The sequence below is a fragment of the Ectopseudomonas toyotomiensis genome (assembly GCF_017167985.1).
In the GTDB taxonomy this organism is placed as follows: Bacteria; Pseudomonadota; Gammaproteobacteria; order Pseudomonadales; family Pseudomonadaceae; genus Aquipseudomonas; species Aquipseudomonas toyotomiensis.
The window spans coordinates 4,589,611-4,614,526 of record NZ_CP070505.1 but is presented as its reverse complement, the minus strand read 5'-3'; the positions used below and the strand labels follow the sequence as shown (position 1 = coordinate 4,614,526).

At 63.6% G+C, this 24,916-nt stretch carries 25 protein-coding genes; 4 read left to right on the top strand and 21 right to left on the bottom strand.

The genetic code is table 11. The features are described from left to right. The first annotated feature begins 207 nt into the window (after positions 1–207). The 3 genes from JWV26_RS21405 (at position 208) to JWV26_RS21395 (ending at position 3,278) form a co-directional block, all read left to right on the top strand. The gene (locus JWV26_RS21405; RefSeq protein WP_093052471.1) at positions 208–1,035 is read left to right on the top strand and encodes a TatD family hydrolase; all 828 of its coding nucleotides are present in this window, start codon (positions 208–210) and stop codon (positions 1,033–1,035) included. Between the two features lie 313 nt (positions 1,036–1,348). Beyond that, positions 1,349–2,812 carry a methyl-accepting chemotaxis protein gene (locus JWV26_RS21400; RefSeq protein WP_206417770.1) on the top strand — a complete coding sequence of 488 codons (1,464 nt, stop codon included), beginning with the start codon at positions 1,349–1,351 and terminating at the stop codon, positions 2,810–2,812. A 103-nt stretch (positions 2,813–2,915) separates the two neighbouring features. Beyond that, the gene (locus tag JWV26_RS21395; protein WP_206417769.1) at positions 2,916–3,278 is read left to right on the top strand and encodes an Mpo1-like protein; all 363 of its coding nucleotides are present in this window, start codon (positions 2,916–2,918) and stop codon (positions 3,276–3,278) included. A gap of 1 nt (position 3,279) precedes the next feature. Here JWV26_RS21395 and JWV26_RS21390 read toward each other — a convergent pair whose 3' ends face one another. The 10 genes from JWV26_RS21390 to selD form a co-directional block, all read right to left on the bottom strand. After that, positions 3,280–4,077, bottom strand: a complete 798-nt coding sequence (locus JWV26_RS21390; RefSeq protein ID WP_206417768.1) for an acyl-CoA thioesterase — start codon at positions 4,075–4,077, stop codon at positions 3,280–3,282. 106 nt (positions 4,078–4,183) lie between these two features. Beyond that, complete coding sequence (locus JWV26_RS21385) at positions 4,184–4,954, bottom strand: CHAD domain-containing protein (RefSeq protein WP_206417767.1); 771 nt, start codon at positions 4,952–4,954, stop codon at positions 4,184–4,186. A 35-nt stretch (positions 4,955–4,989) separates the two neighbouring features. Next, a complete protein-coding gene (locus tag JWV26_RS21380) occupies positions 4,990–6,975 on the bottom strand; it encodes a transglutaminase TgpA family protein (protein WP_206417766.1) in 1,986 nt (661 codons plus the stop codon). Further along, positions 6,972–7,928, bottom strand: coding sequence for a DUF58 domain-containing protein (locus tag JWV26_RS21375; RefSeq protein WP_072424124.1), 957 nt, complete (start codon positions 7,926–7,928; stop codon positions 6,972–6,974). The genes JWV26_RS21380 and JWV26_RS21375 overlap by 4 nt, the downstream gene beginning before the upstream one ends. Further along, positions 7,928–8,845, bottom strand: a complete 918-nt coding sequence (locus JWV26_RS21370; protein ID WP_206417765.1) for an AAA family ATPase — start codon at positions 8,843–8,845, stop codon at positions 7,928–7,930. The genes JWV26_RS21375 and JWV26_RS21370 overlap by 1 nt, the downstream gene beginning before the upstream one ends. 95 nt (positions 8,846–8,940) lie before the next feature. Then, entirely contained in the window at positions 8,941–10,908 is a 1,968-nt protein-coding gene (locus JWV26_RS21365; protein WP_206417764.1) for a methyl-accepting chemotaxis protein, read from the bottom strand. A 126-nt stretch (positions 10,909–11,034) separates the two neighbouring features. Continuing rightward, positions 11,035–11,640, bottom strand: a complete 606-nt coding sequence (locus JWV26_RS21360) for a flavin reductase family protein (RefSeq protein WP_206417763.1) — start codon at positions 11,638–11,640, stop codon at positions 11,035–11,037. After that, on the bottom strand, positions 11,640–11,918 hold the full coding sequence (locus JWV26_RS21355) for a hypothetical protein (protein WP_017677124.1): 279 nt from the start codon (positions 11,916–11,918) through the stop codon (positions 11,640–11,642). Before JWV26_RS21355 ends, JWV26_RS21360 begins: the two co-directional genes overlap by 1 nt. A gap of 75 nt (positions 11,919–11,993) precedes the next feature. After that, the gene (gene mnmH, locus JWV26_RS21350; protein WP_206417762.1) at positions 11,994–13,094 is read right to left on the bottom strand and encodes a tRNA 2-selenouridine(34) synthase MnmH; all 1,101 of its coding nucleotides are present in this window, start codon (positions 13,092–13,094) and stop codon (positions 11,994–11,996) included. Next, complete coding sequence (gene selD, locus JWV26_RS21345) at positions 13,094–14,128, bottom strand: selenide, water dikinase SelD (protein ID WP_074914804.1); 1,035 nt, start codon at positions 14,126–14,128, stop codon at positions 13,094–13,096. The genes mnmH and selD overlap by 1 nt, the downstream gene beginning before the upstream one ends. 105 nt (positions 14,129–14,233) lie before the next feature. Here selD and JWV26_RS21340 point away from each other — a divergent pair, with 105 nt between their 5' ends. Next, positions 14,234–15,244, top strand: a complete 1,011-nt coding sequence (locus tag JWV26_RS21340; protein WP_072424129.1) for a patatin-like phospholipase family protein — start codon at positions 14,234–14,236, stop codon at positions 15,242–15,244. Here JWV26_RS21340 and JWV26_RS21335 read toward each other — a convergent pair whose 3' ends face one another. The 11 genes from JWV26_RS21335 to JWV26_RS21285 form a co-directional block, all read right to left on the bottom strand. Further along, positions 15,245–16,333 carry an AI-2E family transporter gene (locus JWV26_RS21335; protein WP_072424130.1) on the bottom strand — a complete coding sequence of 363 codons (1,089 nt, stop codon included), beginning with the start codon at positions 16,331–16,333 and terminating at the stop codon, positions 15,245–15,247. Between the two features lie 75 nt (positions 16,334–16,408). After that, positions 16,409–17,224 (bottom strand): DUF4892 domain-containing protein, encoded by an 816-nt coding sequence (locus JWV26_RS21330; protein WP_206417761.1) that lies wholly within the window; start codon positions 17,222–17,224, stop codon positions 16,409–16,411. Positions 17,225–17,351: 127 nt separating this feature from the next. Further along, positions 17,352–18,215 carry an alpha/beta hydrolase gene (locus JWV26_RS21325; protein ID WP_206417760.1) on the bottom strand — a complete coding sequence of 288 codons (864 nt, stop codon included), beginning with the start codon at positions 18,213–18,215 and terminating at the stop codon, positions 17,352–17,354. Beyond that, positions 18,212–19,015: an alpha/beta fold hydrolase gene (locus JWV26_RS21320; protein ID WP_206417759.1), complete on the bottom strand. Its 804-nt coding sequence runs from the start codon at positions 19,013–19,015 to the stop codon at positions 18,212–18,214. The genes JWV26_RS21325 and JWV26_RS21320 overlap by 4 nt, the downstream gene beginning before the upstream one ends. A gap of 99 nt (positions 19,016–19,114) precedes the next feature. Further along, positions 19,115–19,747, bottom strand: a complete 633-nt coding sequence (locus tag JWV26_RS21315; RefSeq protein ID WP_206417758.1) for a LysE family translocator — start codon at positions 19,745–19,747, stop codon at positions 19,115–19,117. Positions 19,748–19,789: 42 nt separating this feature from the next. Beyond that, positions 19,790–20,593: an AraC family transcriptional regulator gene (locus JWV26_RS21310; protein ID WP_206417757.1), complete on the bottom strand. Its 804-nt coding sequence runs from the start codon at positions 20,591–20,593 to the stop codon at positions 19,790–19,792. A 58-nt stretch (positions 20,594–20,651) separates the two neighbouring features. Then, positions 20,652–21,095 (bottom strand): hotdog fold thioesterase, encoded by a 444-nt coding sequence (locus JWV26_RS21305; protein ID WP_093052431.1) that lies wholly within the window; start codon positions 21,093–21,095, stop codon positions 20,652–20,654. Positions 21,096–21,149: 54 nt separating this feature from the next. After that, positions 21,150–22,817: an AMP-binding protein gene (locus JWV26_RS21300; RefSeq protein WP_206417756.1), complete on the bottom strand. Its 1,668-nt coding sequence runs from the start codon at positions 22,815–22,817 to the stop codon at positions 21,150–21,152. Between the two features lie 179 nt (positions 22,818–22,996). Next, positions 22,997–23,455 carry a phosphohistidine phosphatase SixA gene (gene sixA / locus JWV26_RS21295; protein ID WP_093052428.1) on the bottom strand — a complete coding sequence of 153 codons (459 nt, stop codon included), beginning with the start codon at positions 23,453–23,455 and terminating at the stop codon, positions 22,997–22,999. Next, on the bottom strand, positions 23,452–23,799 hold the full coding sequence (locus JWV26_RS21290; protein ID WP_093052425.1) for a DUF4389 domain-containing protein: 348 nt from the start codon (positions 23,797–23,799) through the stop codon (positions 23,452–23,454). Before JWV26_RS21290 ends, sixA begins: the two co-directional genes overlap by 4 nt. Positions 23,800–23,828: 29 nt before the next feature. Then, positions 23,829–24,851 (bottom strand): NAD(P)H-dependent glycerol-3-phosphate dehydrogenase, encoded by a 1,023-nt coding sequence (locus JWV26_RS21285; RefSeq protein ID WP_093052422.1) that lies wholly within the window; start codon positions 24,849–24,851, stop codon positions 23,829–23,831. Positions 24,852–24,916: the final 65 nt, after the last annotated feature.

The window sequence follows — 24,916 nt, the reverse complement described above, 5'->3', positions numbered from 1 at the left end:
GCACGACAGACCGCACCAGCCGTAAACCCGCCAAACAGGTTCCCAAGGCTGGCGGGGCGCGGAGATTGGCACAGCCAGACGCTGCAGCGCCACCCCACAACCTTGCATCAACCTTAAAAACAGCGACCAACTTATTGTTTTAAATCGACTTCCTGACGAACGGACACCATCTGCTATTCTGCCCCTTCGCGTTCAACAGGTGGCACCATGCAACTCATCGATATTGCCGTCAATCTCACCCACCCCAGCCTCGCGGTGCAGGCCGAGGCGCTACTCGAACGCGCTTATGCAGCCGGCGTGTGTCAGTTGGTGCTGACCGGCACCAGTCTGAATGAAAGCGAAGCCAGCCTCGCACTTTGCCGACAGCTGGATAGCAGCGGTGAACGCTTGTTCAGCACCGCCGGGGTTCATCCGCACGACGCCAGCTCGTGGAACGGTGCCAGCAGCCGCGCGCTCAAGGCGTTACTAGCAGAGCCACAAGTGCGCGCCGTAGGCGAATGCGGACTGGATTTTGATCGCGACTTCTCGCCACGCCCGGCACAGGAAAAAGCCCTGGAAGAACAGCTAGCCCTAGCCGTCGAACTGCAGATGCCGGTATTTCTACATGAGCGTGAAGCCAGCCAGCGCCTGCTGGAAATCCTGCGCAACTACCGCGATCAGTTGCCCGCAGCGGTGGTGCACTGTTTCACTGGCGAGCGGCGCGCGCTCTATGCCTATCTCGATCTCGACCTGCATATCGGCATCACCGGTTGGGTCTGCGATGAGCGTCGCGGCACGCACCTGCATCCGCTGCTCAAGGACATCCCCGGCGAGCGCCTGATGCTGGAGACCGATGCGCCCTTTCTGCTACCGCGCAGCCTGCGGCCAAAGCCCAAGAGCGGGCGTAACGAGCCCGCCTTTCTCGGCGAGGTGCTGCGGGAGGTGGCGTTGCACCGCGGGCAAAGCGAGGAAACCCTGGCAGCACAGACCACAGCCTGTGCGCGAGCGTTCTTCGATCTACCAGCCATACTGCAGGGCTCGACACCAGAGTATTGATTGACGTCAAGACTCTGGCCATTCATCGAGGCATACTGCTGGCACTTAGCCGGCAGTTGAAAAACTACCTACGTTGCCATTGCTGCGTTAAAAACAGCCTCACAGTCGCAGACTGAACGCGCTTTAGCGCGGCCCCGAAGGGGTGAGCGAAGCGAATCAAGTGCTCATTTACAACTCGTAAAGTCGGGCGCGACCCCGGTCGTTTTTCGCCTGTTTTTGCGGGGCCGCCATCGGTATTGCACTGGCTGCCTCGCCTACGTTTTTCAACGGCCTGCTAGCCAATAGCGAACGCAGCGAGACGGATAACAACAGCATGGGCGCCTGGATCAGCGATCTTTCTCTCAAATACAAATTCTGGGCGGTCAACGCCGTCGCCTTCGTCATCAGCCTGATGCTGGTGCTGTTCGCCCTGCATACCGAGCAACAGGCACGCAGCGCCGATGCCAGGAAGGCTGCAATCGCGCAGGCGCGCCTACTCCAGCAGTGGCCGCAGCAGGCAGCACTGCCCAATTCGAGCAACATCCAGATGGGCAACGGCAGCCTGCCAGGCGCTCAAGGTGGCCCCGACGCCAGTGGTTGGCAGGCAGTGAAGCATGACGCCCGGTTCGGCGACTCGCCGGTGATCGGCGCGCAGCGTGTCACCCTCAGCGATGGGCGCACTCTGGCAATCATGGCGCGCGCGCCCAGCCTGCTCGACCTGTTCGCCCAGCACGCACTGACCTACGCCATCGCAGTCGCCGTGTTGATGCTGTTGCTGCTGGCTGCCTCGCAGCTGTTGATCCGCTTTCTCTTGAGCCACCTCAACACCCTCAAGGACGTGATACTGCAAGCCGAGCGCAGCGGCGACCTGTCCCTGCGCGTACCGCTGAGCAGCCGTGATGAGGTCGGTCAGATGGCTGCCGCCTTCAACGCCATGCAAGCCGGCTATCAGCGCGTGGTCGGCACCGTCGGCCAGGTGGCTGGCGAGCTGAACAGTGGCACCCGCGATATGGCCGAGCGCATGGGGGCCGTGCGCCAGGGCATGCTCAGCCAGCAAAGTGAAACCGACCAGGCCGCCACCGCGATCAACGAGATGTCGGCGACCGTGCAGCATATCGCCGATCACGCTGGCACCACCCGCGATCAGTCGCTCAATGCCGATCAGCTAGCGCGCGCAGGCCAGCAGGTGGTCGAACGGGTCGAGCAATCCATCGCGGCCCTGTCGCAAGGTGTGGGCCAGAGCGCCGCCAGCATCGAGCGCCTGGCCGAAGACAGCCAGCACATCAGCCGCGTGGTCGGTGTGATTCACGGCATCGCCGAACAGACCAACCTGCTCGCCCTCAATGCGGCCATCGAGGCCGCCCGCGCCGGTGAAATGGGCCGCGGTTTCGCCGTGGTCGCCGACGAGGTACGCAACCTGGCCAAGCGCGTGCAGGAGTCCACCGACGAAATCACCCAGATGATCGGCAACCTGCAAGGCGGCACCCGCGACGCCGTAGAGTTCATGCGCGAAAGCTCGGAGAACGCCAACCATTGCGTACAACTGGCGCAAGAAGCCGGCGAGTCGCTGGCGGCGATCACCGCCGCCGTGGCGCTGATGCGCGACAGCAATACACAGATCGCCGTGGCCGCCACACAGCAGAGCCAGGTGGCCGAAGAAATGAGCCGCTCGGTGGTGGGCATTCGCGACGTCACCGAACAGACCGTTGGCCAGACCCTCGAATCGGCCGCCACCAGTCAGCAACTCGCCCAGCTGGCAGGCGAGCTGAACAAGGCCATCGGCCAGTTGCGCCTGTGAAGGTGGCCCTTTAGGCATAAGCCTATCTGCGCCATAGCCAGGAGCAATTCGCTCTGCATGGGCGGCGATCCTAGACTCGTCTCATTGAGCCGAGGATCGTTCCATGAGCAAACGCCACCCCAACCTGCTGGCCTGGCAATGGCGCCATTACGCCAGCCAGCATCGGCATCCTACGAATCTGCTGCTGCACCTGATCGCCGTGCCGCTGTTCCTGCTGTCGCTGATACTGCTGCTGACCGGCCTCTGGCATCTGCGGTTCGTGCCGTTGGCACTGGGCAGCATCGGCCTGATCGCCTCCGTGGCGCTGCAAGCTCACGGCCACAGACTGGAACAACAGCCTGCGGAACCCTTCGCCAGCAAGAGCGATGCGCTGAAGCGTCTGCTGTTGGAGCAGTGCGTGACGTTTCCGCGCTTTCTATTCAGCGGCGCGTGGTGGCGCGCCTGGCGCCAACGCCGGCGCCATTGAATCAGGCAAATACGGTCACGGTCTGCCGACTCAAGGCAATCAGCTCACCTGCAGGTGTCCACATCGCCGCCGCCACGTGCCCGTAACCATCGCGGGCATGTTCGATATCCGCGCGATACAGGCACCAGTCTTCGCTGTTGAGGGTGTGTAGCGGCTGGACGAACTCGATGGTCCAGGTCAGCGAGCTGCCCGGCGCCGGGCTTTTCAGATACGGCAGCACCGCAGGTGGCCAGGCGTCGACCAGTGCCAGCACATGCGCCTCGCTGAGCGCCTGCGGCTCGTGCTCACCGCGCAAGCGCACCCAGCCGCCCATCTGCCGCGACGGCGTGTTGCTGAAAGGCATGCCGCCAATCCCCCAACGCATGGCCAGGAAGCGGGTGAACTCCGGCGTGACATTGCGTACGTAGGGCAACTCCTGGCATTGCTCGACCGGCGTGATCTGCGGCGCGGCAAGTGCCTCTACGGCAATCGTCGAAGGACGCGATGCGCCAAAGCTGCCCTGCACCACGGTCACCACCTGGCCATCCTGAACTGCACGCAGGGACATCTGGCTGACCGCCTTGCCCTCGCGCAGCACCTCGGCCTGAAAACTGACAGGAACATCCGGCGCCACCGGCCCGACGAAGGTGATGGCCAACGAGCGCACCGGTCGGTCCTGCGGCACCTTGGCACGCATCGCCTCGAACGCCAGAGCCGCCACCAGACCGCCGAAACTGGCGCGCCCCTGCCCCCATTCGGCCGGGATCACCACGGCATCGGCATCGCGGCGCACCGCTTCGAGCATTTCGGAAAAGATCATACGCACCTCGGCATTCATCGATGGCGATGATCTTAGGGGATGGCAGTAACTGAACGATAGCCCGCAACAACGGCTATTCGGTCATATTTGCGGCGAAAATGTCACCTTATCCCACGCTGGGAAAATCGCCATACAGCGCCAGCAAAGCTCCATCAGCACGTTGCTCGGCCGCCTGCTGAGCCTGCAGCCAGATTGCCCGGCAAGGGCCCAGCGACGCCAGCGCATCGGCCTGCGCCAGCCATTGCAGGTGATCGTGCCAGTCGCCAAGGGCACTTTGCGCACGTTTGAGCCTGAGCTGCGCCGCCTTGCTCAAACGACTTTGTGCCGGGTAGGTTTCAGCAGCGTAGCGCACACGTTTGATCAGCAGGCGCAGGCGATGGCGGTCATGCGCCGGATCGCGTAACGCGCGGGCCAGTTGTCGTTGCTGACGCCGCAGGCGGCGCCGGATGCGCTTGTCCACATCGTTCAATTGGCCTTGCCTGGCCGCTTCACGCCAATTCGCCGGCCAGCCGTCGAGCAACAGCATCAGGTCGGCCAACTCGCGACTGCTGGCAATGGCAACGTAACCTGCGGCGCGCTGCGCTTCATCGGCAGGCGCCAGATGCACCAGGCCCAGACGCGTCAGCTCGGCCACCAACACCTCACGATCACGCAGCGGCCCACTGAGGCGGCCCAGCACTGCGGCTCCCTGCTCCAGAGCATCCACAGCCGGCAGACCGCGCAGCGGACGCAACAGGCTGCGCAATTGCCGCAGGGCGATGCGCAGGTCGTGCAAGGCCTCGGTGTCAGTGCAGTCGGCCAGCCGCGCCTGGCAGGCATACAGTCGCACCTGCAAAGCCAGGACACGCGCCAAACAATGTTCGATGAAATCGCTCATGTTCGATCTCCACTCAAACAAGTGACCAATGGTCGCTAACGCGACAGGCGCCAGGGTAATGCTCTGCGCAAATCACTCAATGCCTGCCGCAGGGCATCACGCGAAGCTGGCCCACCGGCATAACGCTGCTGCTCGAAACAACGGGCAAATGTCTCGATCTGCGCCGCCTGCTCAGGCAACTGCTGCGCAGCACGCAACGCGAAGGAGCGTGCGCCCTCACCCGCTTCTCGGCGCACGTCATGGCGCGCCAGCAGCCGCTCGAACTTGCGAAACGCCTGGCGTTGCGAATCAGGCCGTTGCTGCCAGGGCTTGAGCAACCACAGCGCCAGCAAGCCAATCACAAGCACTCCAGTGCCCACCAGAACGAGCGCCAGACGCTGCCAATCGAGACTGCCGAACCAGTTCTGCAGCAGTTTCAGCTGCTGCTCACCCTGGTACCCCAGCACCCAGCGCTGCCAACCGTAATTGAGATTTTCCCAACTCATGCGCAGCTGATTGAGCCAGGCCAGTTCGCGGTAGCGCAGTGGCGAGAAGGGTTGATCGTCGAGAAAACCATCCTCTTCGGCCAAGGCCTCTTCCAGCCCTTGCTCGATACGCTCCGGCGCTACCTGAAAAGTCGGATCGACGCTGCGCCAGCCGTGGCCCGCCTGCCAGTACTCGACCCAGGCGTGGGCGTCGAACTGACGTACCTGGATGTAGTTGCCATTGGGATTGAGCTCGCCGCCCTGATAACCGGCGACCACCCGCGCGGGAATACCCGCAGCACGCAGCACGAAGGTCATGGCGCCGGCATAGTGTGCGCAGAAACCACGCCGGGTGTTGAACAGGAAATCGTCGATGCTGTCGCTGCCCAGAGGCTGCGGACGCAGTGTGTACACGTAGGGTTCACGGTTGAAATGCTGCAGCACTGCCGCCACCAATGCGTCGCTCTGCGGATGCTGCTCCTTCAGTTCAGCCGCCCAGGCGCGACTGCGCGGATCACCCTGCTGGGGCAATTGCAGCGCTTGTCGGATACCTGGCGGTTCGGCCTGCGCCTCCCGCATGGCCTCGGGCCAGGAGCGCACCTGGTACAGCAGGGGTCGATCCACCGGACGCAGCCTCTGCCAACGGAAGTCGTTCATCATCCGCCCACTGCCCTGCGCCATCTCGCCGACATCCAGGGCGTACAACCAGCGCTTGCCGCTGGGCTGCATGATGATGCTGTAATCGAGCGGCTCGCCGGCCTTGCTCCACTGCGGAGCCAGCGGAACATCAGCATAACCGGACTGCGACCAGCGCCTGCCATCGAAGCGCTCCAGCGTCAGAGCACGCCAGTACAGCTGCCCTCTGGGCGGCACTTCACTCTCGAAACTGGCGCGAAAGGCCAGTGCCGAGGAGCGACTGAGTTCGGCGATATCAGCCGGCTCCATGCTGTCCGACAGGCCGGTGACGCCCTTGTCGCTGGGCAGTGGCAGCGACCACAACGGCCCCATGCGCGGAAAGAACACGAACAGCAGAAGCATCAGCGGCACCGCTTGCAGCACCAGGCCACCTGCCAGGCGCAGGGGCGGCCAGGGCCGTTCGGCAAATCCACTGTGCTGCAGGCCGACCAACGCGGTCAGCAGCGCCGTGACCGGCAGCAGGCTGTAGAGCGCGGCAAGAATGCCGTCCTCGAACAGATACGCGGTCACCACGCAGAAGAAACCGAGGAAGATCAGCACCAGCGCATCACGCCGCGTGCGCATCTCCAGCAGCTTGAGAGTGAAGGTGGCGATCAGCAGCACCGACGCGGCATCCAGCCCCACCAGCGTGCCGCGCGAAAGCAGGATGCCCGCCAGCACCAGCAGCACCAGACCGCCCTTGGCCCAGCCATTGGGATAGCGCGCCCGCATGCGAAAGATCTGTACACGCCAACCGGCAGCGCCCAGCCATAGGGCGATCATCCACAGCGGCAGATGCACCAGGTGCGGCACGATCACCAGCACCTGGGCGACCAACAACCAGGTCAGGGCGATCCTCGGGATACCCGGCAGGCTGCTCATGCGCGCGCTCCGAACAACGCCAGGGCGCGCAGGCAGGCATCGCGATGACCCTCACCATAATCCGGAGCGATTACCTGCCCGGGCAGTTGCAGGCCGAACGCCTGTTGCCGCTCGGTAAATTGCAGCACCCAGTGGCAGAGCAGCGACAAACGCATTTCGCTGTCGCCACCCAGGCTGTCGAAGTCCAGCCATAGATCGCGGCCGCTGAGCATGGCGAAATCCTTGACCAGCAAGCCCTGGCCACGTGAATAGGCCTTCCAGTCCAGGCGCCGTTTCGAGTCGCCTGGTTGATACTCGCGCAGGCCCTGGAAATCATCGGCGCCCTGGCCGCGGGCACGCATGCCCTCTTCCTCCTCCTCGTCGCCCAGGCCCGCCGACATCGGCAGCTCCCCCTCCAGCGGCCGCGGGTAGACCAGCACCGCCTGATCCAGATCGACCCAGCTCCAGGCCACCAGCAAGCCCAGCGGAAAACGGCTTTCCACCCGTAGACGCTCGGGTCGCAGCCAGCCACGTCGCACGGCTGGCTGGCTCAGATCCACTTCGGTCTGTCCCTGGCGCGGTACGTCGCGCACCACCAGATCAGACGGTGGCCAGCCCAGCGCCACGGCCTGGCGCTCACGCTCAGGGCTCTCCAGGCGCACGCGAAAACGCGCATGCTCGCCGACGAACACCGCACCACCGCCACCCGCCTTGAGCACCAACCCGGCCAGGTTGCGGTAGGTATGCAGGATGGTGACGACAAACACCGATACCAGCAGGAAGGTCAGGCCATAGGCCAGGCTGTTCTGGTAATTGATGCCCACCAGCAGCATCAGCAGCAGAGCCACGGCAAAAACCGCCCCCACCCGGCTGGGCAGAATGAAAATGCGCCGCTGATTCAGGCGCACGCTGGCCGCTGGAGGAATACGCCTGGCCAACCAACGCCGCCAGAGCGGCTTCAGCGCTGCACGCATCAGAGTGCCGGCACTTCGCGCAGCAGCCATTGCACCAGACTGCCGCCACCGTGACCGGTGGGGTCAGCGCGCTCGCGCAGACGATGCCCCACCACTGATGGCAGCACCGCTTGCACATCTTCGGGAATGACGTAGTCACGTTCGGCCAGCAAAGCCCAGGCCCGTGCAGCGGCCAGCAACGCCAGACTGGCACGTGGCGACAAGCCCCAGGCGAATTGCGGCTGACTGCGCGTCGCCTCGACCAGGCGCAGCACGTAGTCGATCAGCGCATCACTGGCACGCACCTTGGGCACTTGCGCCTGCAAGCGGGCCAGTTCGGCATGGTCGAGAACGGATTCCATGCGCGGCAACAGATCACGCCGGGCATCGCCCAGCAGCAACGCCCGTTCCGCAGCCTGCGCCGGATAGCCCAGCGACAGACGCATGAGAAAACGATCGAGTTGGGATTCGGGCAAGGCGAAGGTGCCGCCACTGCTGACCGGGTTCTGCGTGGCGATGACGAAAAATGGCTCGGGCAGCGGCCGCGTCGCGCCCTCGATGGTCACCTGGCCTTCTTCCATGGCTTCCAGCAGCGCGCTCTGACTCTTCGGCGTGGCGCGGTTGATTTCATCGGCCAGCACCAGCTCGGCGAAGATCGGCCCCGGATGAAAGACGAACTGCCCGCTGTCCTTGTCGAACACCGAGGTGCCGAGAATATCTCCGGGCAACAGGTCGGAGGTGAACTGGATGCGTTGAAAGCTCAACCCCAGCACCCGTGCCAGGGCATGACTGAGGGTCGTCTTGCCCATGCCCGGAAGGTCTTCGATCAACAGGTGACCGCGCGCCAGCAGGCAGGTCAGCGCCAGGCGTACCTGCGCCTCTTTGCCCAGCAACACCTGATTGACCGAGTCGAGACAGGTATCCAGTTTACTTCGCATCATTCGCTCCTTATGCAGAACGTCGATGCTACTGGGGCGCCGGGGCGTGGCATAGCGCTATGCAAAGTTTGCTCACGAAACTGTGAGGGCAGACGCTATGTCAGGCGAAAGTGCCCCGCCATACCCTGCAGCTCACGCCCCAGCTCAGCCAGCTGAATGCTCGACGCGGCAGTTTCGTCCATGGCCGTGGCTGACTGATCGGCAATATCGCGGATCGAGGTGACGCTGCGGTTGATTTCCTCGGCCACGGCGGTCTGCTGCTCAGCCGCAGCAGCGATCTGCTGATTCATCTCCGAGATCAGGCTCACCGCCTCGGCAATGGCCGCCAGGGCGCCTTCGGTCTGGTTGGCGTCGCCAACCGTGAGGTTCACCAGGCTGGCGCTCTGCTCCATGTCCGTCACCGCGCGGCGACTACCCTCGCGCAAGGCCGCGATCAGCGACTCGATTTCCGCCGTGGATTGCTGAGTGCGTTTTGCCAACGCCCGCACCTCATCGGCGACCACCGCAAAACCACGCCCCTGCTCTCCGGCGCGCGCCGCTTCGATGGCCGCGTTGAGCGCCAGCAAATTGGTCTGCTCGGCTACGCTCTTGATCACGTCGAGTACGGCATCGATACGCTGAGTGTCCTGGCTCAGGCGCTGAATGCTCTCGGTAGTGGCATCCATGGCGCGAGCCAATTGCTCGATGCGCTGCAGGGTCTGGCGCACCACCTGGCTTCCGGCACCGACACGCTGGTCAGCCTGTTCGGTGGAAGCTGCTGCGGCCTCGGCATTGCGTGCCACCTCGTGCACCGTGGCCGTCATCTGACTCATGGCGGTGGCGACCTGATCGGTCTCCAGCTTCTGACCATTGACGCCCTGGCGCGTCTGCTCGGCAGTTGCCGAGAGGGTCTGGGCGGAGCTGGAAATCTGCGCCACACCACCCTGCAGGCGGCCGACCATATCGCGCAGGTTGGCGGACATCCCTTGCATGGCAGCGAGCAGTTGACCGATTTCATCGCGCCGATCCTGTTCGATACGTACGCTGAGGTCGCCACTGGCAATGGATTCGGCGAGGCCGATCACGCGCTTGAGCGGACGCACGATGGCCAGGCTGATCATGATCGCCGCGCCAAGACCGAAAAGCAGCGCCAGCGCCGCCGCCAGGATGATCAGACCGCTGCTGGCCTGACGCTCGGCATGCATGGCCTGGCGTTGCGTGTCCAGGGCCAGCTCGACCCGCTGCAGCAACTGCTCGACCTGAGCGACCAGCTGCCCGTATACCTGTTTTTGTTGCTGCAACTGGGCGGCGTATTCCTTCAGGCGCTCATTGAAGGAATCGACGTTGACCACCACCTCGCCGAGCACCGCGGCATAGCCGGGATCGTCCAGCGCATCGCGCAACTCGGCCGCCAGGGCTTGCGCCTCGCCTGCCTGGGCAATTTCCGCCTGTTCATTGCTATCGCTGCGCCGGCTGGCCTCCAGGCGCTGGCGTGCCTGATCCAACGCCTGCAACAGCAGTTGATGAATCTTGCCGACCTTACCGGCCTGCAGGACCGAATCACCGCCCTGCTCGCCTTGGGAGCTCTTGAGCAGGTCCACACCATCCTCGGCCAGCCCCTCCTGCAGCAGATCCAGGCTGTTGGCCGCGCTGACCACCAGCCAGTCGGCGGCTTGCAGGGACAGCTGCATGTTGTCGGTGAGTTCAACGTAGCGGGCAAAAGCGCTGCGGTAGTCGGCCAGTGCAGGCTCGACCTGCGCCAGAATCGCGGCCGTATCGCTGTCGAGCTCACCTTGCAGTGTCTGCCCGGCCTGCAGAATCGCCTCGGCCTGTTCGGCCAGATGCTCGGCGTGCTGACTATCGCCACTCAGCGCGAACGCCTGCTCGCTCTGACGCATGCGCAGCACCTGCTCGCCGAGCACGCTCATGCGCTGCTGCAGCTCAGCGCCAGCACTGACTTCACGCAACGCCAGCAAACCGGTAACAGCCACCAGAGCGGTCAGAATCAAGACCAGAGCAAAACCCAGCATCAACTTGCTGGCCGTGCTCAGACTGGCCAGCCGCTTGCTCAATGAGCCACCCATGACATCCCCCTGCCTACTGCAGCCAGCCCCGAATTCTGGAACATAGGAGCGCAGCGCTACTGGCGACAAGCCAGCAGACAGCAAGATGGCCGGGAGAGCTAACTGGACGTCGTTTTCAGAACGGGTTCAGGGTCGCTGCATCTGGAAAAGGTCCCGTGTGCGGCAATAGGCACTGCCACCGAGGCGACCCACCAGATCGAGTTTGAGCGGGTCGATGCGCCCCTGCTCGGTGAGCACTGCGTCATCGATATGCGCCAGCAACACTTCGGCGAAGATCAGATGACAATTGGGTTGCTGCGCCGGATAGGGCTGGATTTGCGTCACACGGCATTCGAAGGTCACCGGGGCGCCGACGACTCGCGGCACGTCGATGCGCTCGCACGGCTGGCTGGCAATGGCGCAATGGGCAAATTCGCTGACCTCATGAGGCAGGATCGCGGCACTGGCATTCATCGCCTCGGCCTGAGCGAAGCTGACCAGTTGAATCGCCAACTCGCCGCTGGCCTGGGCATTGCGCAGGCTGTCCTTGAGGCTGCCATCGTCGCGGGTGTTGACATTGACCAGCAAGGTCGGCGGGTTGTCACTGATCACCTGAAAGAAGCTGAACGGCGCCAGATTGGCCACGCCCTCGGCGGAACGGGTCGAGACCCAGGCGATAGGCCGCGGCGTGACAGTGGAAGCCAGCCAGCGATAAGCCTCGAGCGGGCTCAGATCGGAGAAATCGAGCTGCATCAACGCCCCGCTCGCGATTCGCGGATGTAAAAGCGCGCACGCTCGGCCTTGCTGGTGCAGCCTTCGTAGGCTTCGAACTGCTGCTGGGTCTTGGCAGCGGTAAGCAGCGAAAGCGCCTTGGAATAGCTCACCGTACCAGCGAAACCCTCGGCCTCGGCAATGCTCAGCTCTTTCCAGGCGGCATCCAGTTGATTGGCACAGGTCTCACGGTAGACGGTCTTGCCGGCGCAGCCGGTGAGCACCACCGCAAGCAGCGGTAAACAGATCCAGTGTTTCATCGACCACACTCCTCGAACGGATATGACTACGGGTTGGCCCAGTCTATGACGCTACGGCAGAAGGAAAGTGCCACCTCACCCGCCGTTTCGCTTACGCAGGTATTCCACCACAGCCTGCTGCTCCCCGGCGAATTCAATCCGCCCGGATTTGCTCTCGCGCTGGAACACGTACATAGGATCGTAGTACTCGACCAGCAAAGCCTCGATCCAGCCGCGGTGCGTATCTACCCGGCCATCGACCTGCTGCTCCTGCAGCGCTTGCTCCATGATCGCAGCCAGGCGCTGGTACCGCTCGCCACCCAGGCGACGAGTGATATTGGCCAGGCTCTCACGCAAGCGCGCGGCGAAGGCGGTGAAGCCTGCCTCGGCACCCTGGGCTGCAACGAACTCGGCACACAACTCGACCACGTAGGCCTGCAGAATCCGCTCCACACGGTTGGCCACACTGTCCTCCAGCCACACCAGCGGGTGGTGCTGCATCGCCTGATACAGCGGTAATGGCAAGGAGCAGCGGCCGATCAGACGCGCCTCATCTTCCAGCACGAACTGCTGCTGTCCCGCGGCACGGCGCTTGAGCATATCGATGGCCAGAGCATTCTCGAAATCGATCTGCTCGGGTTGGCCAGTGGCGCGCTTGCCGAAGCTGGAGCCTCGGTGATTGGCGTGCGCTTCCAGGTCCAGGCTGTTGTTCAGCTGGCTGATCACCTCGGTCTTGCCGGTGCCGGTCATCCCGCCCACCAGCACGAAATCGCACGCTTGCACGGCCTCTTCGGTGGTCTGCAACAGGAAGGTGCGCATGGCCTTGTAGCCACCAACCACGCGCGGATAGTCGATGCCCGCCTCGCTTTTCAGCCATTGCTGGACGATCTGCGAGCGCAGGCCACCGCGAAAGCAGTACAGGTAACCGTCAGGGTTGGCCTTGGCAAAGGCGGCCCAAGCCTCGATGCGCTCGGCCTTGGTCTGGCCGCTGACCAGTTGATGGCCCAGCTCGATTGCAGGCTGCTGGCCTTGCTGCTTGTAGCAGGTGCCAACCTTTTGCCGCTCGATGTCGGTCATCAGCGGCAAATTGATCACGCCGGGAAAGGCGCCTTTGTGGAATTCGACCGGCGCACGGGTATCCATCATCGCCCGGTCATGCAGGAACAGATCGCGGTAGTCGGTGCAGTTGTCGCGCATCAGAACACCTCGACCGCGTAACGCTGTCGCTCGACCATCTCACCGATGGCCGTCAGATCCAGCCCCAGCTCGGCGGCCACGGCAAGGAACTCGGCCTCGCCCTCCGGCGCCACGGCAATCAGCAAGCCACCGCTGGTCTGCGGGTCACACAGCAGCAGCTTGGCCAGCTCAGGCAGCGGCGCGATCTTGTCGCCGTAACTGTCGAAATTGCGCAAGGTGCCACCGGGTATGCAGCCCTGCTCCAGATAGTGTTCGACACTCTCCAGACGCGGCACTCGGGCGAACTCGACACGGGCACTCAGGCCACTGCCATCGGCCATTTCCACCAGGTGGCCAAGCAGGCCGAAGCCGGTGACGTCGGTCATCGCGCGCACGCCGGCGAGCTTGCCAAAGCGGCTGCCGGGCTTGTTCAGGGTGCACATCCAGTCACGCGCCAGGCCAACGTCCGCATCGCGCAGCTTGGTCTTCTTCTCCGCCGTGGTGAGGATACCGATGCCCAGGGGCTTGGTCAGGTACAGCTTGCAACCAGCCGTGGCGGTATCGTTGCGCTTCATGTTGGCCTTGCTCACCAGGCCGGTCACGGCCAGGCCGAAAATCGGTTCCGGCGCATCGATCGAGTGACCGCCCGCCAGCGGGATGCCGGCTTCATCACACACGGCGCGGCCACCGCGGATCACTTCGCGCGCCACTTCCGGGGCCAGCACGTTGACCGGCCAGCCGAGGATGGCGATGGCCATCAGCGGTTCACCGCCCATGGCGTAGATGTCGCTGATCGCATTGGTCGCGGCGATACGGCCGAAGTCGTAGGGATCGTCGACGATCGGCATGAAGAAGTCGGTCGTAGAGACCACGCCACGCTCTTCGTCGATGGCGTATACCGCCGCATCATCGCGCGAGGCATTGCCCACCCAGAGTCTGGGATCGAGATTCTGCGCGCCGCTGCCAGCGAGAATCACCTCAAGCACCTTCGGCGAAATCTTGCAGCCGCAGCCGGCGCCGTGGCTGTACTGGGTCAAACGAATGGGTTCGCTCATGGTTTTTCTCTCACCGCGATAACTGGCGGCGGATTCTAGCAAAGACTGCCTTGGCTCAGCCCTCTAGCGCGAGTAAGGTCGGAGCTTCACAGGGGGAATCGGTCAATGAGCAAGAAAGTGGCGCTGGTACTGGGCTCGGGAGGTGCGCGCGGCTATGCGCACATCGGTGTGATCGAGGAGTTGCAGGAGCGCGGTTACGAAATCGGCTGCATCGCCGGCTGCTCGATGGGCGCGGTGGTAGGCGGTATTTTCGCTGCCGGCAAGCTGCGCGAATACCGTGAATGGACGGAAAGCCTGGATTATCTCGATGTATTGCGCCTGCTCGACGTCAGCTTCCGCCTCGGCGCCATTCGCGGTGAACGGGTATTCGGGCGCATTCAGGAGATCGTTGGCGAGGTGGACATCGAAAACCTCGCCATCCCTTTCACCGCCGTCGCCACCGACCTGACCAACCAGCAGGAAATCTGGTTCCAGGAAGGCTGCCTGCACCAGGCGATGCGCGCTTCGGCAGCGATTCCCAGCCTGTTCACGCCGGTCATCCAAGGCAAGCGCATGCTGGTCGACGGTGGCCTGCTCAACCCGCTGCCAATCGTCCCGGTGGTCTCCAGCCACTGCGACCTGATCATCGCGGTCAACCTCAACGCCACCAACCAGAATCACTACCAGTTGCCGGTGATCGAACGCCCCGCGGCCCTCAAGGGGCGCATCGACCAGTTGATGACGTCACTCGGCTCGCGTCTGCCCAGTTTTCGCCGCAAGAGCGAGGACGAAACCCTGTTGCTCGCCGAGCAGCAGCGGCTCGCCGATGACATCGGCCCGGCCGCGGCGCCTAGCCGCAAAGAAGATGATGAACCTGCGCCGAAATCCGCCAGCGGCTCGCGGGTAGCCGAATTCAGCGGGCCGGCATCATTGCTGGAGCTGGTCAACCAGAGCTTCGAGGTGATGCAGACTTCGCTGGCGCAATACAAGATCGCCGGCTACCCACCGGACATCCTGATCAACGTACCCAAGCGCGCCTGCCGCTTCTTCGAGTTCTACAAGGCGCCGGAGCTGATCATGCTGGGTCGGCAGATCGCTCGCGACACCCTCGACAAGTACGAAAGCGAACGCGGCTGATCAGCCGCGTGGTTCCTCGCCCGGCAGTGGTTTGTCGACCACGGCTTCGGCCGGTGGTGTCTTGTCCGCCACCCAATCGCTGAGCAGGCTGTAGGCCACCGCCAGCAGAGTCGGGCCGAGGAACAGGCCCATGAAGCCGAACGCCAGCAAGCCGCCGAACACGCCAAGCAGTACCACCACCAGCGGCAGGTTGCCGCCACGGCTGATCAGGTAGGGTTTGAGAATGTTGTCCACGCCGCTGATGACGAACATGCCCCAGACGCCGAGGAACAGGGCAAAACCGTAGTCGCCCTGCCATACCAACCAGGCAGTGGCGGGAATCCACACCAGCGGCGGTCCCATCGGCACCAGGCTGAGAACGAAGGTAAGAATACCCAGCACGATCGCCCCCGGCACGCCAGCGATCCAGAAGCCGATCAGCGCCAGCAGGCCCTGGGCCGCAGCAGTGCCGATCACGCCATTGACCACCCGCTGCACGGTGCCAGCGACCAGCTCCAGGTAATGATCGGCTCGCTCGCCGATCAGACGCTCCAACAGGCCATGAACGAACACTGCCAGGCGAGGCCCGTCGCGGTAGAAGAAGAACACCAGCACCAGGCTCAGACCCAGCTCCAGCATGCCGCCGCCGAGCTGCGCACTGCGTGCCAGCAACCAGTTGCCGACCTGACCGAGATAAGGCCGCAGGGAAGCGAAGAAGGCCGCGCCCTGCTGATCGATGGTCAGCCACAAGGCAGCCAGACGCTCCCCCACGAGCGGCAGGCCTGCCAGCCATGCCGGCGGTGGCGGCAACCCCTCGACCTGCAGCCCCTTGATCAGCGCATTGGCATCCTTGATGTGATCGGCCAGGTTGAAGCCCAGCCAGATCAGCGGCCCCGCCACCAGGATCACCCAGCCACAGGTGAGAATACCCGCCGCCAGTGACAGCCGCCCTCTGAGCAATTGCGTCAGCAGACGCATCAGCGGCCAACTGGCAAAGGCCAACACGGCGGCCCAGAACAGCGCCGACCAGAATGGCGCAAGCACCCATAGGCTGGCAGCCAGCAGGCCGAGCAGAAGAATCTGCACCAGCAGACGATCATTAGTGGCCATCAAGCGAGACTCCCTTCGACGAAACGACAAAGCGCCCTTACGGGCGCTTTGTCACAGACGATTGCCAACGATAGCTTAACGCAACAAACGCACGCTCAGTGTTTCATCCGAGCTCTCACCCAACTCCAGGCGCGCTTCGCGCACGCGCTGCTCGATCAACGCCTCGCGCCAGGCCTCGGCCTGGCTGCCGGCGAGGCTGACGCGCAGGGTGCTGTCGAGGTTCAGGCTGCGCGCCAGCACCTCGACCCAGGCGCTGTCGGCCTTGGCTTCATCGGGCAGTTTCAGTTGCCCATCGGCGCGCAACTGACGCAGCAAGGTCGCCGGCGTCGGCAGCAACACGCCTAGAGGGGCTTCGGCATCCAGTTGCTCGACATGCAGGTAAGCACGGCGATTACCACGAGTGATGCTGTATAGCACCAGCAGACTCTCGTGATTCGGCTCGGCCAGGCGTAACAAGGCATAGGCCTGCTGGTCGTCAGAGCCATATAGCGTGGCATTGCCGAATACCGAGTTGGCCCACAGGCTACTCGCACCACACTCACGGCCCTGGCACCAGTAGAGCAGCTCGGCGTCCTTTTCCAGCAGCGCTTCGCGCGCCGCGGTGAACACCTGATCGGCGCTGTGGGTGCGTGGCAGCTCGTAGGTCACCGCACTGTGCTTGCCCTGCACGAGAATCTCCCGCTCATAGCGCAACCGCCCGCTGATGCGGCGAATGGAGCCTTGCGGATAGATACGCTCGACATCGGGCGCTTCCTTGAACGCGACGATGTGACTGGCAGGAAACCGCGGCAGTACCTCGAGATCGCGACTGCCAGGCACATCGGCCGCCAGTACGGCCCCGCTGCAGACCGTGGCAAGCACCGCAGAAAAAAACTGCACAGCCCCTTTCATAAGGTGGCGGTCCACTGAAAAAACGCGACGGGTGAGCTTGCTGTACAGCGAGTGGCGACTTTTAACGGGTCGATCATGCGATCCTCCATGGCAGACCGCCACACCTTTCCCCACGGCCGCAGGCAAGTCAAGGCAAGCGCAGGAATGGATTGAAACAATCCGCTACGAGCTGTGCACCGGCCTCATCATCCAGATGCAGGTGATGCCCACCGGGCAGACGGTGTACCTCGAACGGCAGCTCCTGCAGCAAGGTCCGCACGGCCGCCTGCGCCCCCATCATGCCCTGCTCCGCCAGCACCAGACTGACCGGACATTGCAGCGCGCGAACGAACGCCTGGGCATGCGCCCAGCTCAGACGCAGCGGCGACGGCAGGGTCAGGCGGCTGTCGGTACGCCAGGTGTAGCCGCCCGGCACCGGCATCAGCCCGCGCTGAGCCAGTAGCTCCGCAGCTTCGCGGCTGACCGCGCCGACACCCTTCATACGCGCCTCGACCGCGCGCGCCATCTCGGCGTACACCGGTTTGCGCTTGTCATTGAGCTTCTGCCTGGCGCGTAAGGCTTCACCGAGTTTTTCAGGCGCCTGCTCGGCTTCACCGGTATAGGGCACCAGACCGTCGATCAGGGCCAGGCGCGCAATCCGCTCCGGCATTGCCCCCGCCAGCAACACCGCAGTGATCGCGCCCATGGAGTGGCCGAGAATGGAAAAACGCTCCCAGCCAAACTGCTCGGCGACCTGCAGCACGTCAAAGGCATAATCCCACAGCGCGTAACCGGCTCCAGCGCAACGATGCTCGGAATGCCCATGACCGGCAAAATCCAGAGCGACGATGCGCAACCCCTCGAGTTTGGGTGCCAGGCGCGCGAAGCTGGCAGCGTTGTCCAGCCAGCCGTGCAGGGCCAGAACCGGCACACCATCCTCGGGGCCATAGAGATGAGCTGCCAACTCGATATGCGGCAGACTCAGACGAACCTCCTCGAAACCCACGCTCATGCAGTTTGCTCCTGGCTGCCCGCCCAGCGAGTGAACAGCTGACGCAGCAATTCGGCCGTAGCCTGTGGTCGCTCCAGCGGGAACATATGGCCGCCAGGCAGATTGTGATATTCCGCGCGCGGCATACGCCGCAGCAGATACGCATGATGCGGTAGCACCACCCGGCTATGGCGGCCGCGCACCATGGCCAGCGGCACCGCCAACTGTTGTGGGAGTCCTGGTGAGGTGTGCGGCACGCTGCGGTAGATGCTGATCTCGGTGGCCGGATCGAATTTCAGGCGCAGCCCCTGCTCGCCCCGTTGCAGGCCATGGCTGATATAGGCGTCCAGACACTCGGGATCGAAACGCCTGAACAGGCTCTTACCCGCGAAGTAGTCTCGCGCCTCGACGAGATTGGCAAAGGCTTCACGACGCCCAAGCGTGCGGCCGGCCGGGGTGATGCGGTCGATGAAACCGAAGCGCTTGGCGGCGCGAATCACCATGCGGTCGGCCAGGGTCAGCACCGGCGAATCGAGCATCACCACGCCGCGGTAAAGCTCGGGGCGAAGCAAGGCGGCGTGATAATGCAGCACGCCGCCAAGCGAATGGCCGACGCCCCAGACCGGCTCGTCGCCGCCTTCGAGGTGATGGATCAGCTCATCGACCAGATTCGACCAGTTGTCATTGACCGGAAAGCGCGGATCGTGACCGTGCTGTTCCAGGTGTTGCACCTGAAAATCCGGGACCAGTGCGGCGAACAGCTTGCCGTAGGTGGCCGACGGAAAGCCGTTGGCATGAGCGAAGAAGATCGACTGCGGCATGCATCAAACTCAAGAAAGCAAATATGCCCGGATTCTCCGGCAGTCGCCGACGCGCGGCAATGACCGTAACCGCCATTGATGGCGGCGCAATGGTCAGGGCTATAGCAGCAGACGTCCGACGATACTCCCCGCCACCAGCAGAAATACCAGGCCGCAGACGAAGTCGATGGTTGGCGCCACCTGTAGCAGTCGCTGACGCATCAGCGGGCGGCTCAGGGTCAGCCCCAACAGGCTGAACCAGAACAGGCTCAGGCCGAACAGCAGCGCGGCACAGGCCACCTTGCCGGCCAGCGACATGTCGGCGGGTACCAGGCTACTGAGCAACGCCAGGAAGAATACCAGCGCCTTGGGATTGCCCAGATTGGTGAACACGCCGCGCAACCAGGGGCCGAACAGCGAAGGCGTCAGCTCGCCATCCAGCCGCCTCGGGCCGGCACTGCCACGCCACCAGGCACGCACCGCGCCGCTACCCAGCCAACCCAGATAGAGTGCGCCGCCGACCTGCACCAGCTCGAACAGCCACTCGGTACGACTGAGCAGCAAGGCCACACCGCTGAGCACCAGGGTGCCATGCAGGAGAATGCCGCAGGCCAGGCCTAGCGCACTGAGCAAACCTGCACGCTGCCCCTGATGCACAGCGGTACGCACCACCAGTGCCACATCGGGACCAGGGCTGATGAGGGCCACCGCGAACACGGCAGCCAGCGACAGCAAGACGGACGTCTCCTGCATGGCGATCTCCAGGAAATGAAAAAGGTGAGATATGCGGGTGAATCAGCCCTGACGCAGACGCGCCGGCGGCAGACCGTAAGTGCGGCGGAACAGTCGCGAGAAATGCGCCTGATCATAGAAGCCCAGACGCAAGGCGATCTCGCTCAAGGGCTCACCCGCCAGCACCAGGGGCAACGCTCGTTGCAGACGCAACTGGGTCAGCCACTGATGCGGCGGCAAACCGCTGTGCTGGCGAAAACGACGCAGCGCCTGCCAGGGGCTCATGGCGCAAAACGCAGCGATTTCCTCCAGCGAGGGTGGATCGTCCAGGCGGCTCTCCAGCCAGTCGCGCAACTGCTGCCAGGTTCGCTGATCGAAGACGCGTTGCGGCTCACTGACACGCAATGTCGAGCCCATCTCCAGCAGGTGGGCCAGCGCCAGCCAGAGCGCCTCCTCCTGGGCCAGCCTGGAGCCTTCCAGCATCGCCGCATGAAAGCGCTGCAGGTGCTGCGCCAGCAGAGGGTGACGCAAACTGCTGGTGGTCAAGCGTGGCGCGCCCTGACGCCCGTCACTCAGGGTACGACTGGCTTCATCCAGCCAGCAGGGATCGAACGCCAACACCCGGATGCGGTAACTCTGGCCCTCCAGACAGGCGCCGTCATGAATACCTTCCGGCGCCATCAGCAGTACGTCCCCCGCCCCGACATGCCGGCGCTCACCACCATAGGCGTAGCGATGCTGTCCCTGTATCAGCAGGCCGACGTGATATTCCAGGTGAAAGTGCCGGGGAAAGGCGAAGCGACGGTACTCGGCATCGATCAGGCGCACGCCGGGCAAGCTGCTTTGGATATGAGTGATCTGGTCCATGGCGCGTACTGTAGCGCCACGGATCGGGCAAATCTTGGATGAAATTGCAGGCAGAAGCTTAAAGTTTCGGGGGCTGATCCCCCAGGGGAACGATGGCCATGGTCAGCCGCGAGATACAGCTGGCCTTGCCGTCGTCGTCACTGAGGCGAATGTCCCAGACGTGGGTGGTACGGCCCAGATGCACCGGCCGCGCCACCGCATGCACACGCCCGCTGCGCAAACCGCGCAGATGGTTGGCATTGACCTCCAGACCGACGCAGTAGAAGCGGCTGCTGTCGATGCACAGGTAGCTGGCAGTGGAGCCTAGGGTTTCCGCCAACACCACCGAGGCGCCACCGTGCAGCAAGCCATAGGGCTGGTGGGTACGCGAGTCGATCACCATGCTGGCGCTGAGCGATTCGTCGTCGAAGGCTTCGAAACGGATGTCCAGCACCTCACCGATGCTGTTTTTCAAGGTCGCGTTGAGTGCATCGATATCGGGCGTTCGTTGCCACAGTCCCATGGAGGCGTTCCTTGTGCGTTGAACACAGGGCCGGTCAACCCGGCCCATTCAGGCTCAATCGTGCCAGAGCACGGCTTCGCTGCGCTGTTGCCACTCGGCGAAACGCTCGCCATAAGTGCCCTCGATCACCGCGCGTTTGATTTTCAGAGTCGGCGTCAGGAAACCGTTCTCCACCGCCCAGACCTCCTTGACCAGTACCAGGCCTTGCAGCCGCTCATGGTGATCGAGACGACCATTGACCTCGGCGAGCAGGGCCTTGAGGCTGTTCTCCAGCTCATCGCGACTGTCATTGGCCGCTTCCTGACGCCCCACATCGGATAGCACACACAGGGCTATGGGCTGCGGCAGGCCGTCGCCGACCACGCACACCTGCTCGATACGCGAGTGCTCGCCGATGCGGTTCTCGATTGGCGCAGGCGCGACATACTTGCCCTTGCTGGTCTTGAAGATTTCCTTGATGCGGCCGGTAAGACGCAGGTTGCCTTCGGCGTCCTGCTCGCCCTTGTCGCCAGTGCGCAGGAAGCCATCGTCAGTCAGCGTCTCGGCGGTCTTGATCGGGTCCTTGTAGTAACCCTGCATGGTCGCGCCGCTGCGCACCAGGACTTCGCCATCCTCGCCGATGCGCACCTCGACGCCCGGGTTGTTCTGGCCGATCCAGCCCTGCTTGAACTTGCCCGGCAGACACACGTGCGAATAACCACAGTTCTCGGTCATGCCATAGACCTCCTGGATCTCCATGCCCAGGCGGCGATACCAGTTGAGCAGCGCCTCGGGCACTGGCGCGGCGCCGGACAGCGCATAGCGAATGGCGTCCAGGCCGAGGCCGGCGAGTACCTTGCGACCGATGAAGCGGCCGATGATCGGCAGCCGCAGCAGACGGTCGAGCTTCTGCGCCGGCATCTTGCTGTACACCCCCATCTGGAACTTGGTCCAGATGCGCGGCACGCCGAACATCACGGTCGGCCGCGCACGCTTGAGGTCTTCCAGGAAGGTATCCAGGCTCTCGGCGAAGAAGATCGTCTGCCCGGCATAGATGGAAGCCAGCTCGACGAACATGCGCTCGGCCACGTGGCACAGCGGCAGGTAGGAGATCAGTCGATCATCCTCGCCCACGCCAAACAGCTTGATGGCGTTGCTGGCGGCGAAACCGAAATTGGAGAAGTTGTGCATCACGCCCTTGGGCGTGCCGGTAGTGCCGGAGGTGTAGATGATGGTGGCCAACTGGTTGGCTACTGGCTTGGGATCATCCTGAATCGGCGCGCTGCGCTGCAGGTCATCCCAACTGTAGTCGAAGCTGCCCTGCGGATGCAGCGGCAGGCTGACGGTCGGCAAGCCCGGCGGCAGGCCCGGTGCCATCGAGGCCCAGTCATCGAGCTTGCCGACAAAGGCCAGGGCTGCTTCGGAATGCTCCAGCACCTGCCCCATGGAGTCGGCGGTGAGGTTGGGATACAGCGGTACCGAAACGTGGCCCGCCATCCAGATCGCCAGATCGGCAACGATCCAGTGCGCGCAGTTCTTGGAGATGATGGCGATGCGGCTGCCCTGCGGCAGTTCACGGCTACGCAACCAGCTGGCTGCGCGGCGCGCCTGCTCGCCCACGTCGGCCCAGCTCAGCTCCAGCAGCTGGCCGCCCCCTAGAGGTTGCACCATGTAGCGTTTGTTCGGGTGCCTTGCTTCACGTTCGTAAAACAGCTCGAGCGGCAAACGGATTGCATCAGCCACAGGGCTTCCTCCTTTGTTGTTTTTGTAGGAATCGACCAAGCACTTGCTTGGTTGAATATTCCACGCAGACAAAAGAGGCGCAAGTTAAGAAATGTTTCTCGCCTGGAACATTTTGCACATGCCGGCGCTACATCGGACGGAACGCCTGTGACGCCGCCAGGGCGCCACAGCGTGATGAGTCAGCGAGGGTGGATAAGCGCCAACAGCTCCATCAGCCCGGCGGCCGGGATATCGCCTTCCAGCTCAGCCAGGCTGGCGGTGCGCATGGGCAGCGGCTCCTGGCGATGACCGTGCACCAGCAGCCCGCCCAGCGCGCCGATAAGCGGTTGATGGCTGACCAGCAGCACCTCGGCACGCTCACGCTCATCGAGATACTTCAGGGCATCACGCGGATCACTGTCCGGCGTCAGCCAGGTCACGGTGTTTATCTTGCCGCCGAACCCCAGCTCGCTGCGTACCAGCTCGGCCGTCTGCTGGGCACGCACGTAGGGGCTGGCGACGATGGCGGTCAGGGGCCGACCGGCGAGCTGAGCGGCGGCCTGCTGCACTTCCTGGCGACCGTGGGCGGTCAGCTCGCGGGCAGCATCAGTGGCCGCCTGCGGCACGGCCTCACCATGGCGCAGCAGCCATAACCTCACAGCTTGGGCTCCTCGTCGCGCACAGGGTGCGGCGCCGGCGGGATACTGTGCGCGGTCTCGCCTTCAGACGCCCGCGGCGTCGGCCAGTCGGCGAACGGCCAGGGTTTTTCATCGGTGTTGAAGGTGCCGAAACGACCGATCTGCGCCAGATACTGACTGAGACTGTCGCCAAAGCTCAGCAGGCTGGCGTTCGGCGCGCCATAGAACAGGCGGTAACCCAGTTGCAGCAGCACCACGGCGCCGAGCAGCAGTTCGGCCAGTTGCCAGACGATGAGAAAGATCACCATCCACAGAATGCGCAGCAGAATCGACTCGCGCTCCAACTCCTGCTTTTCATCACTCATGTCTCACGCTCCTTGATTGGCTGCCGGGTTCAGAAACCTGCAGTGGGGATGAAATCGACGTCGGTCTTGGGTTCACCGAGCATCAGCAATTCGATGACCTGAGCCAGCGTACGCCCCTCGAAGAGGATGGCATGCAGACCGGCGACCAGCGGCATGTACACGTCCAGCTCTTCGGCACGAGCCTTGAGTACCTTGAGCGTATTGACCCCTTCGGCAACTTCGCCAAGGCGCTGCACCGCGTCTTCCAGGCTGAGGCCTTCGCCCAGGGCGAAGCCGACCTGATAGTTGCGACTTTTCGGTGACGAACAGGTGACGATCAGGTCGCCGACACCAGCGAGGCCGAGGAAGGTCATCGGATTGGCGCCGAGCTTGACCGCGAACCGGGTCATTTCCGCCAGGGCGCGGGTGATCAGCATGCTTTTGGTGTTCTCACCCATGCCCAGCGCCGCCGCCATGCCGGACATGATGGCATAGACGTTCTTCAACGCGCCGCCGAGCTCGACACCGAAACGATCGGCGCTGGCGTAGACGCGGAAGGTTCTGCCATGCAGAGCCTGCTGCACGCGCAGGCACAGTTCTTCATCTTCACTGGCGATCACCGTGGCGGTCAGGGCGTGATCGGCCACTTCCTTGGCCAGATTCGGCCCGGACAGCACCCCGATACGCGCGCCGGGGGCAATCTCTTCGAGAATCTGGCTCATCAGCTTGAAGGTCTTGGCCTCGATGCCCTTGGTGGTGCTGATCAGCATCTTGCCTGCCAACTGCGCCGCCACCGGTTGCAGGGCGTCGCGCAGGGCGCTGGAAGGCAATGCGACCAGCACCAGCTCGGCCTGCTGCAGCACACCGCTCAGGTCACTGGTCGGCTCGATACCGCCATGCAGCTTGACGCCCTTCAGATAGCGCGGATTCTCGCCGCTCTGACGCATCTGCTCGGCCTGCTCGGGGTCACGCATCCACTGCAGGACGCGCTGGCCGTTCTCCGCCAGCAAGTTGGCCAGGGCGGTGCCGAAGCTGCCGCCGCCGAGTACAGCAATGGGTTGGAGCTGTGTCATAGGTCTTCCGAATGAGGCCATGCGTAATGGCGGTCTGCGGGCATTATACGGAGCCGAGAGTACCC

Coding starts and splice junctions, on each gene's coding strand:
- JWV26_RS21355 (WP_017677124.1), bottom strand. CDS start 11,918: ATGAAACACTGGATCTGTTTACCGCTGCTTGCGGTGGTGCTCACCGGC.
- JWV26_RS21390 (WP_206417768.1), bottom strand. CDS start 4,077: ATGATCTTTTCCGAAATGCTCGAAGCGGTGCGCCGCGATGCCGATGCC.
- JWV26_RS21290 (WP_093052425.1), bottom strand. CDS start 23,799: ATGAGTGATGAAAAGCAGGAGTTGGAGCGCGAGTCGATTCTGCTGCGC.
- JWV26_RS21370 (WP_206417765.1), bottom strand. CDS start 8,845: ATGCGAAGTAAACTGGATACCTGTCTCGACTCGGTCAATCAGGTGTTG.
- JWV26_RS21305 (WP_093052431.1), bottom strand. CDS start 21,095: ATGGGACTGTGGCAACGAACGCCCGATATCGATGCACTCAACGCGACC.
- JWV26_RS21335 (WP_072424130.1), bottom strand. CDS start 16,333: ATGGCCACTAATGATCGTCTGCTGGTGCAGATTCTTCTGCTCGGCCTG.
- JWV26_RS21315 (WP_206417758.1), bottom strand. CDS start 19,747: ATGCAGGAGACGTCCGTCTTGCTGTCGCTGGCTGCCGTGTTCGCGGTG.
- JWV26_RS21375 (WP_072424124.1), bottom strand. CDS start 7,928: ATGCGTGCAGCGCTGAAGCCGCTCTGGCGGCGTTGGTTGGCCAGGCGT.
- JWV26_RS21330 (WP_206417761.1), bottom strand. CDS start 17,224: ATGAAAGGGGCTGTGCAGTTTTTTTCTGCGGTGCTTGCCACGGTCTGC.
- JWV26_RS21365 (WP_206417764.1), bottom strand. CDS start 10,908: ATGGGTGGCTCATTGAGCAAGCGGCTGGCCAGTCTGAGCACGGCCAGC.
- selD (WP_074914804.1), bottom strand. CDS start 14,128: ATGAGCGAACCCATTCGTTTGACCCAGTACAGCCACGGCGCCGGCTGC.
- JWV26_RS21405 (WP_093052471.1), top strand. CDS start 208: ATGCAACTCATCGATATTGCCGTCAATCTCACCCACCCCAGCCTCGCG.
- JWV26_RS21380 (WP_206417766.1), bottom strand. CDS start 6,975: ATGAGCAGCCTGCCGGGTATCCCGAGGATCGCCCTGACCTGGTTGTTG.
- JWV26_RS21325 (WP_206417760.1), bottom strand. CDS start 18,215: ATGAGCGTGGGTTTCGAGGAGGTTCGTCTGAGTCTGCCGCATATCGAG.
- JWV26_RS21310 (WP_206417757.1), bottom strand. CDS start 20,593: ATGGACCAGATCACTCATATCCAAAGCAGCTTGCCCGGCGTGCGCCTG.
- JWV26_RS21340 (WP_072424129.1), top strand. CDS start 14,234: ATGAGCAAGAAAGTGGCGCTGGTACTGGGCTCGGGAGGTGCGCGCGGC.
- mnmH (WP_206417762.1), bottom strand. CDS start 13,094: ATGCGCGACAACTGCACCGACTACCGCGATCTGTTCCTGCATGACCGG.
- JWV26_RS21320 (WP_206417759.1), bottom strand. CDS start 19,015: ATGCCGCAGTCGATCTTCTTCGCTCATGCCAACGGCTTTCCGTCGGCC.
- JWV26_RS21385 (WP_206417767.1), bottom strand. CDS start 4,954: ATGAGCGATTTCATCGAACATTGTTTGGCGCGTGTCCTGGCTTTGCAG.
- JWV26_RS21360 (WP_206417763.1), bottom strand. CDS start 11,640: ATGCAGCTCGATTTCTCCGATCTGAGCCCGCTCGAGGCTTATCGCTGG.
- JWV26_RS21400 (WP_206417770.1), top strand. CDS start 1,349: ATGGGCGCCTGGATCAGCGATCTTTCTCTCAAATACAAATTCTGGGCG.
- JWV26_RS21285 (WP_093052422.1), bottom strand. CDS start 24,851: ATGACACAGCTCCAACCCATTGCTGTACTCGGCGGCGGCAGCTTCGGC.
- JWV26_RS21395 (WP_206417769.1), top strand. CDS start 2,916: ATGAGCAAACGCCACCCCAACCTGCTGGCCTGGCAATGGCGCCATTAC.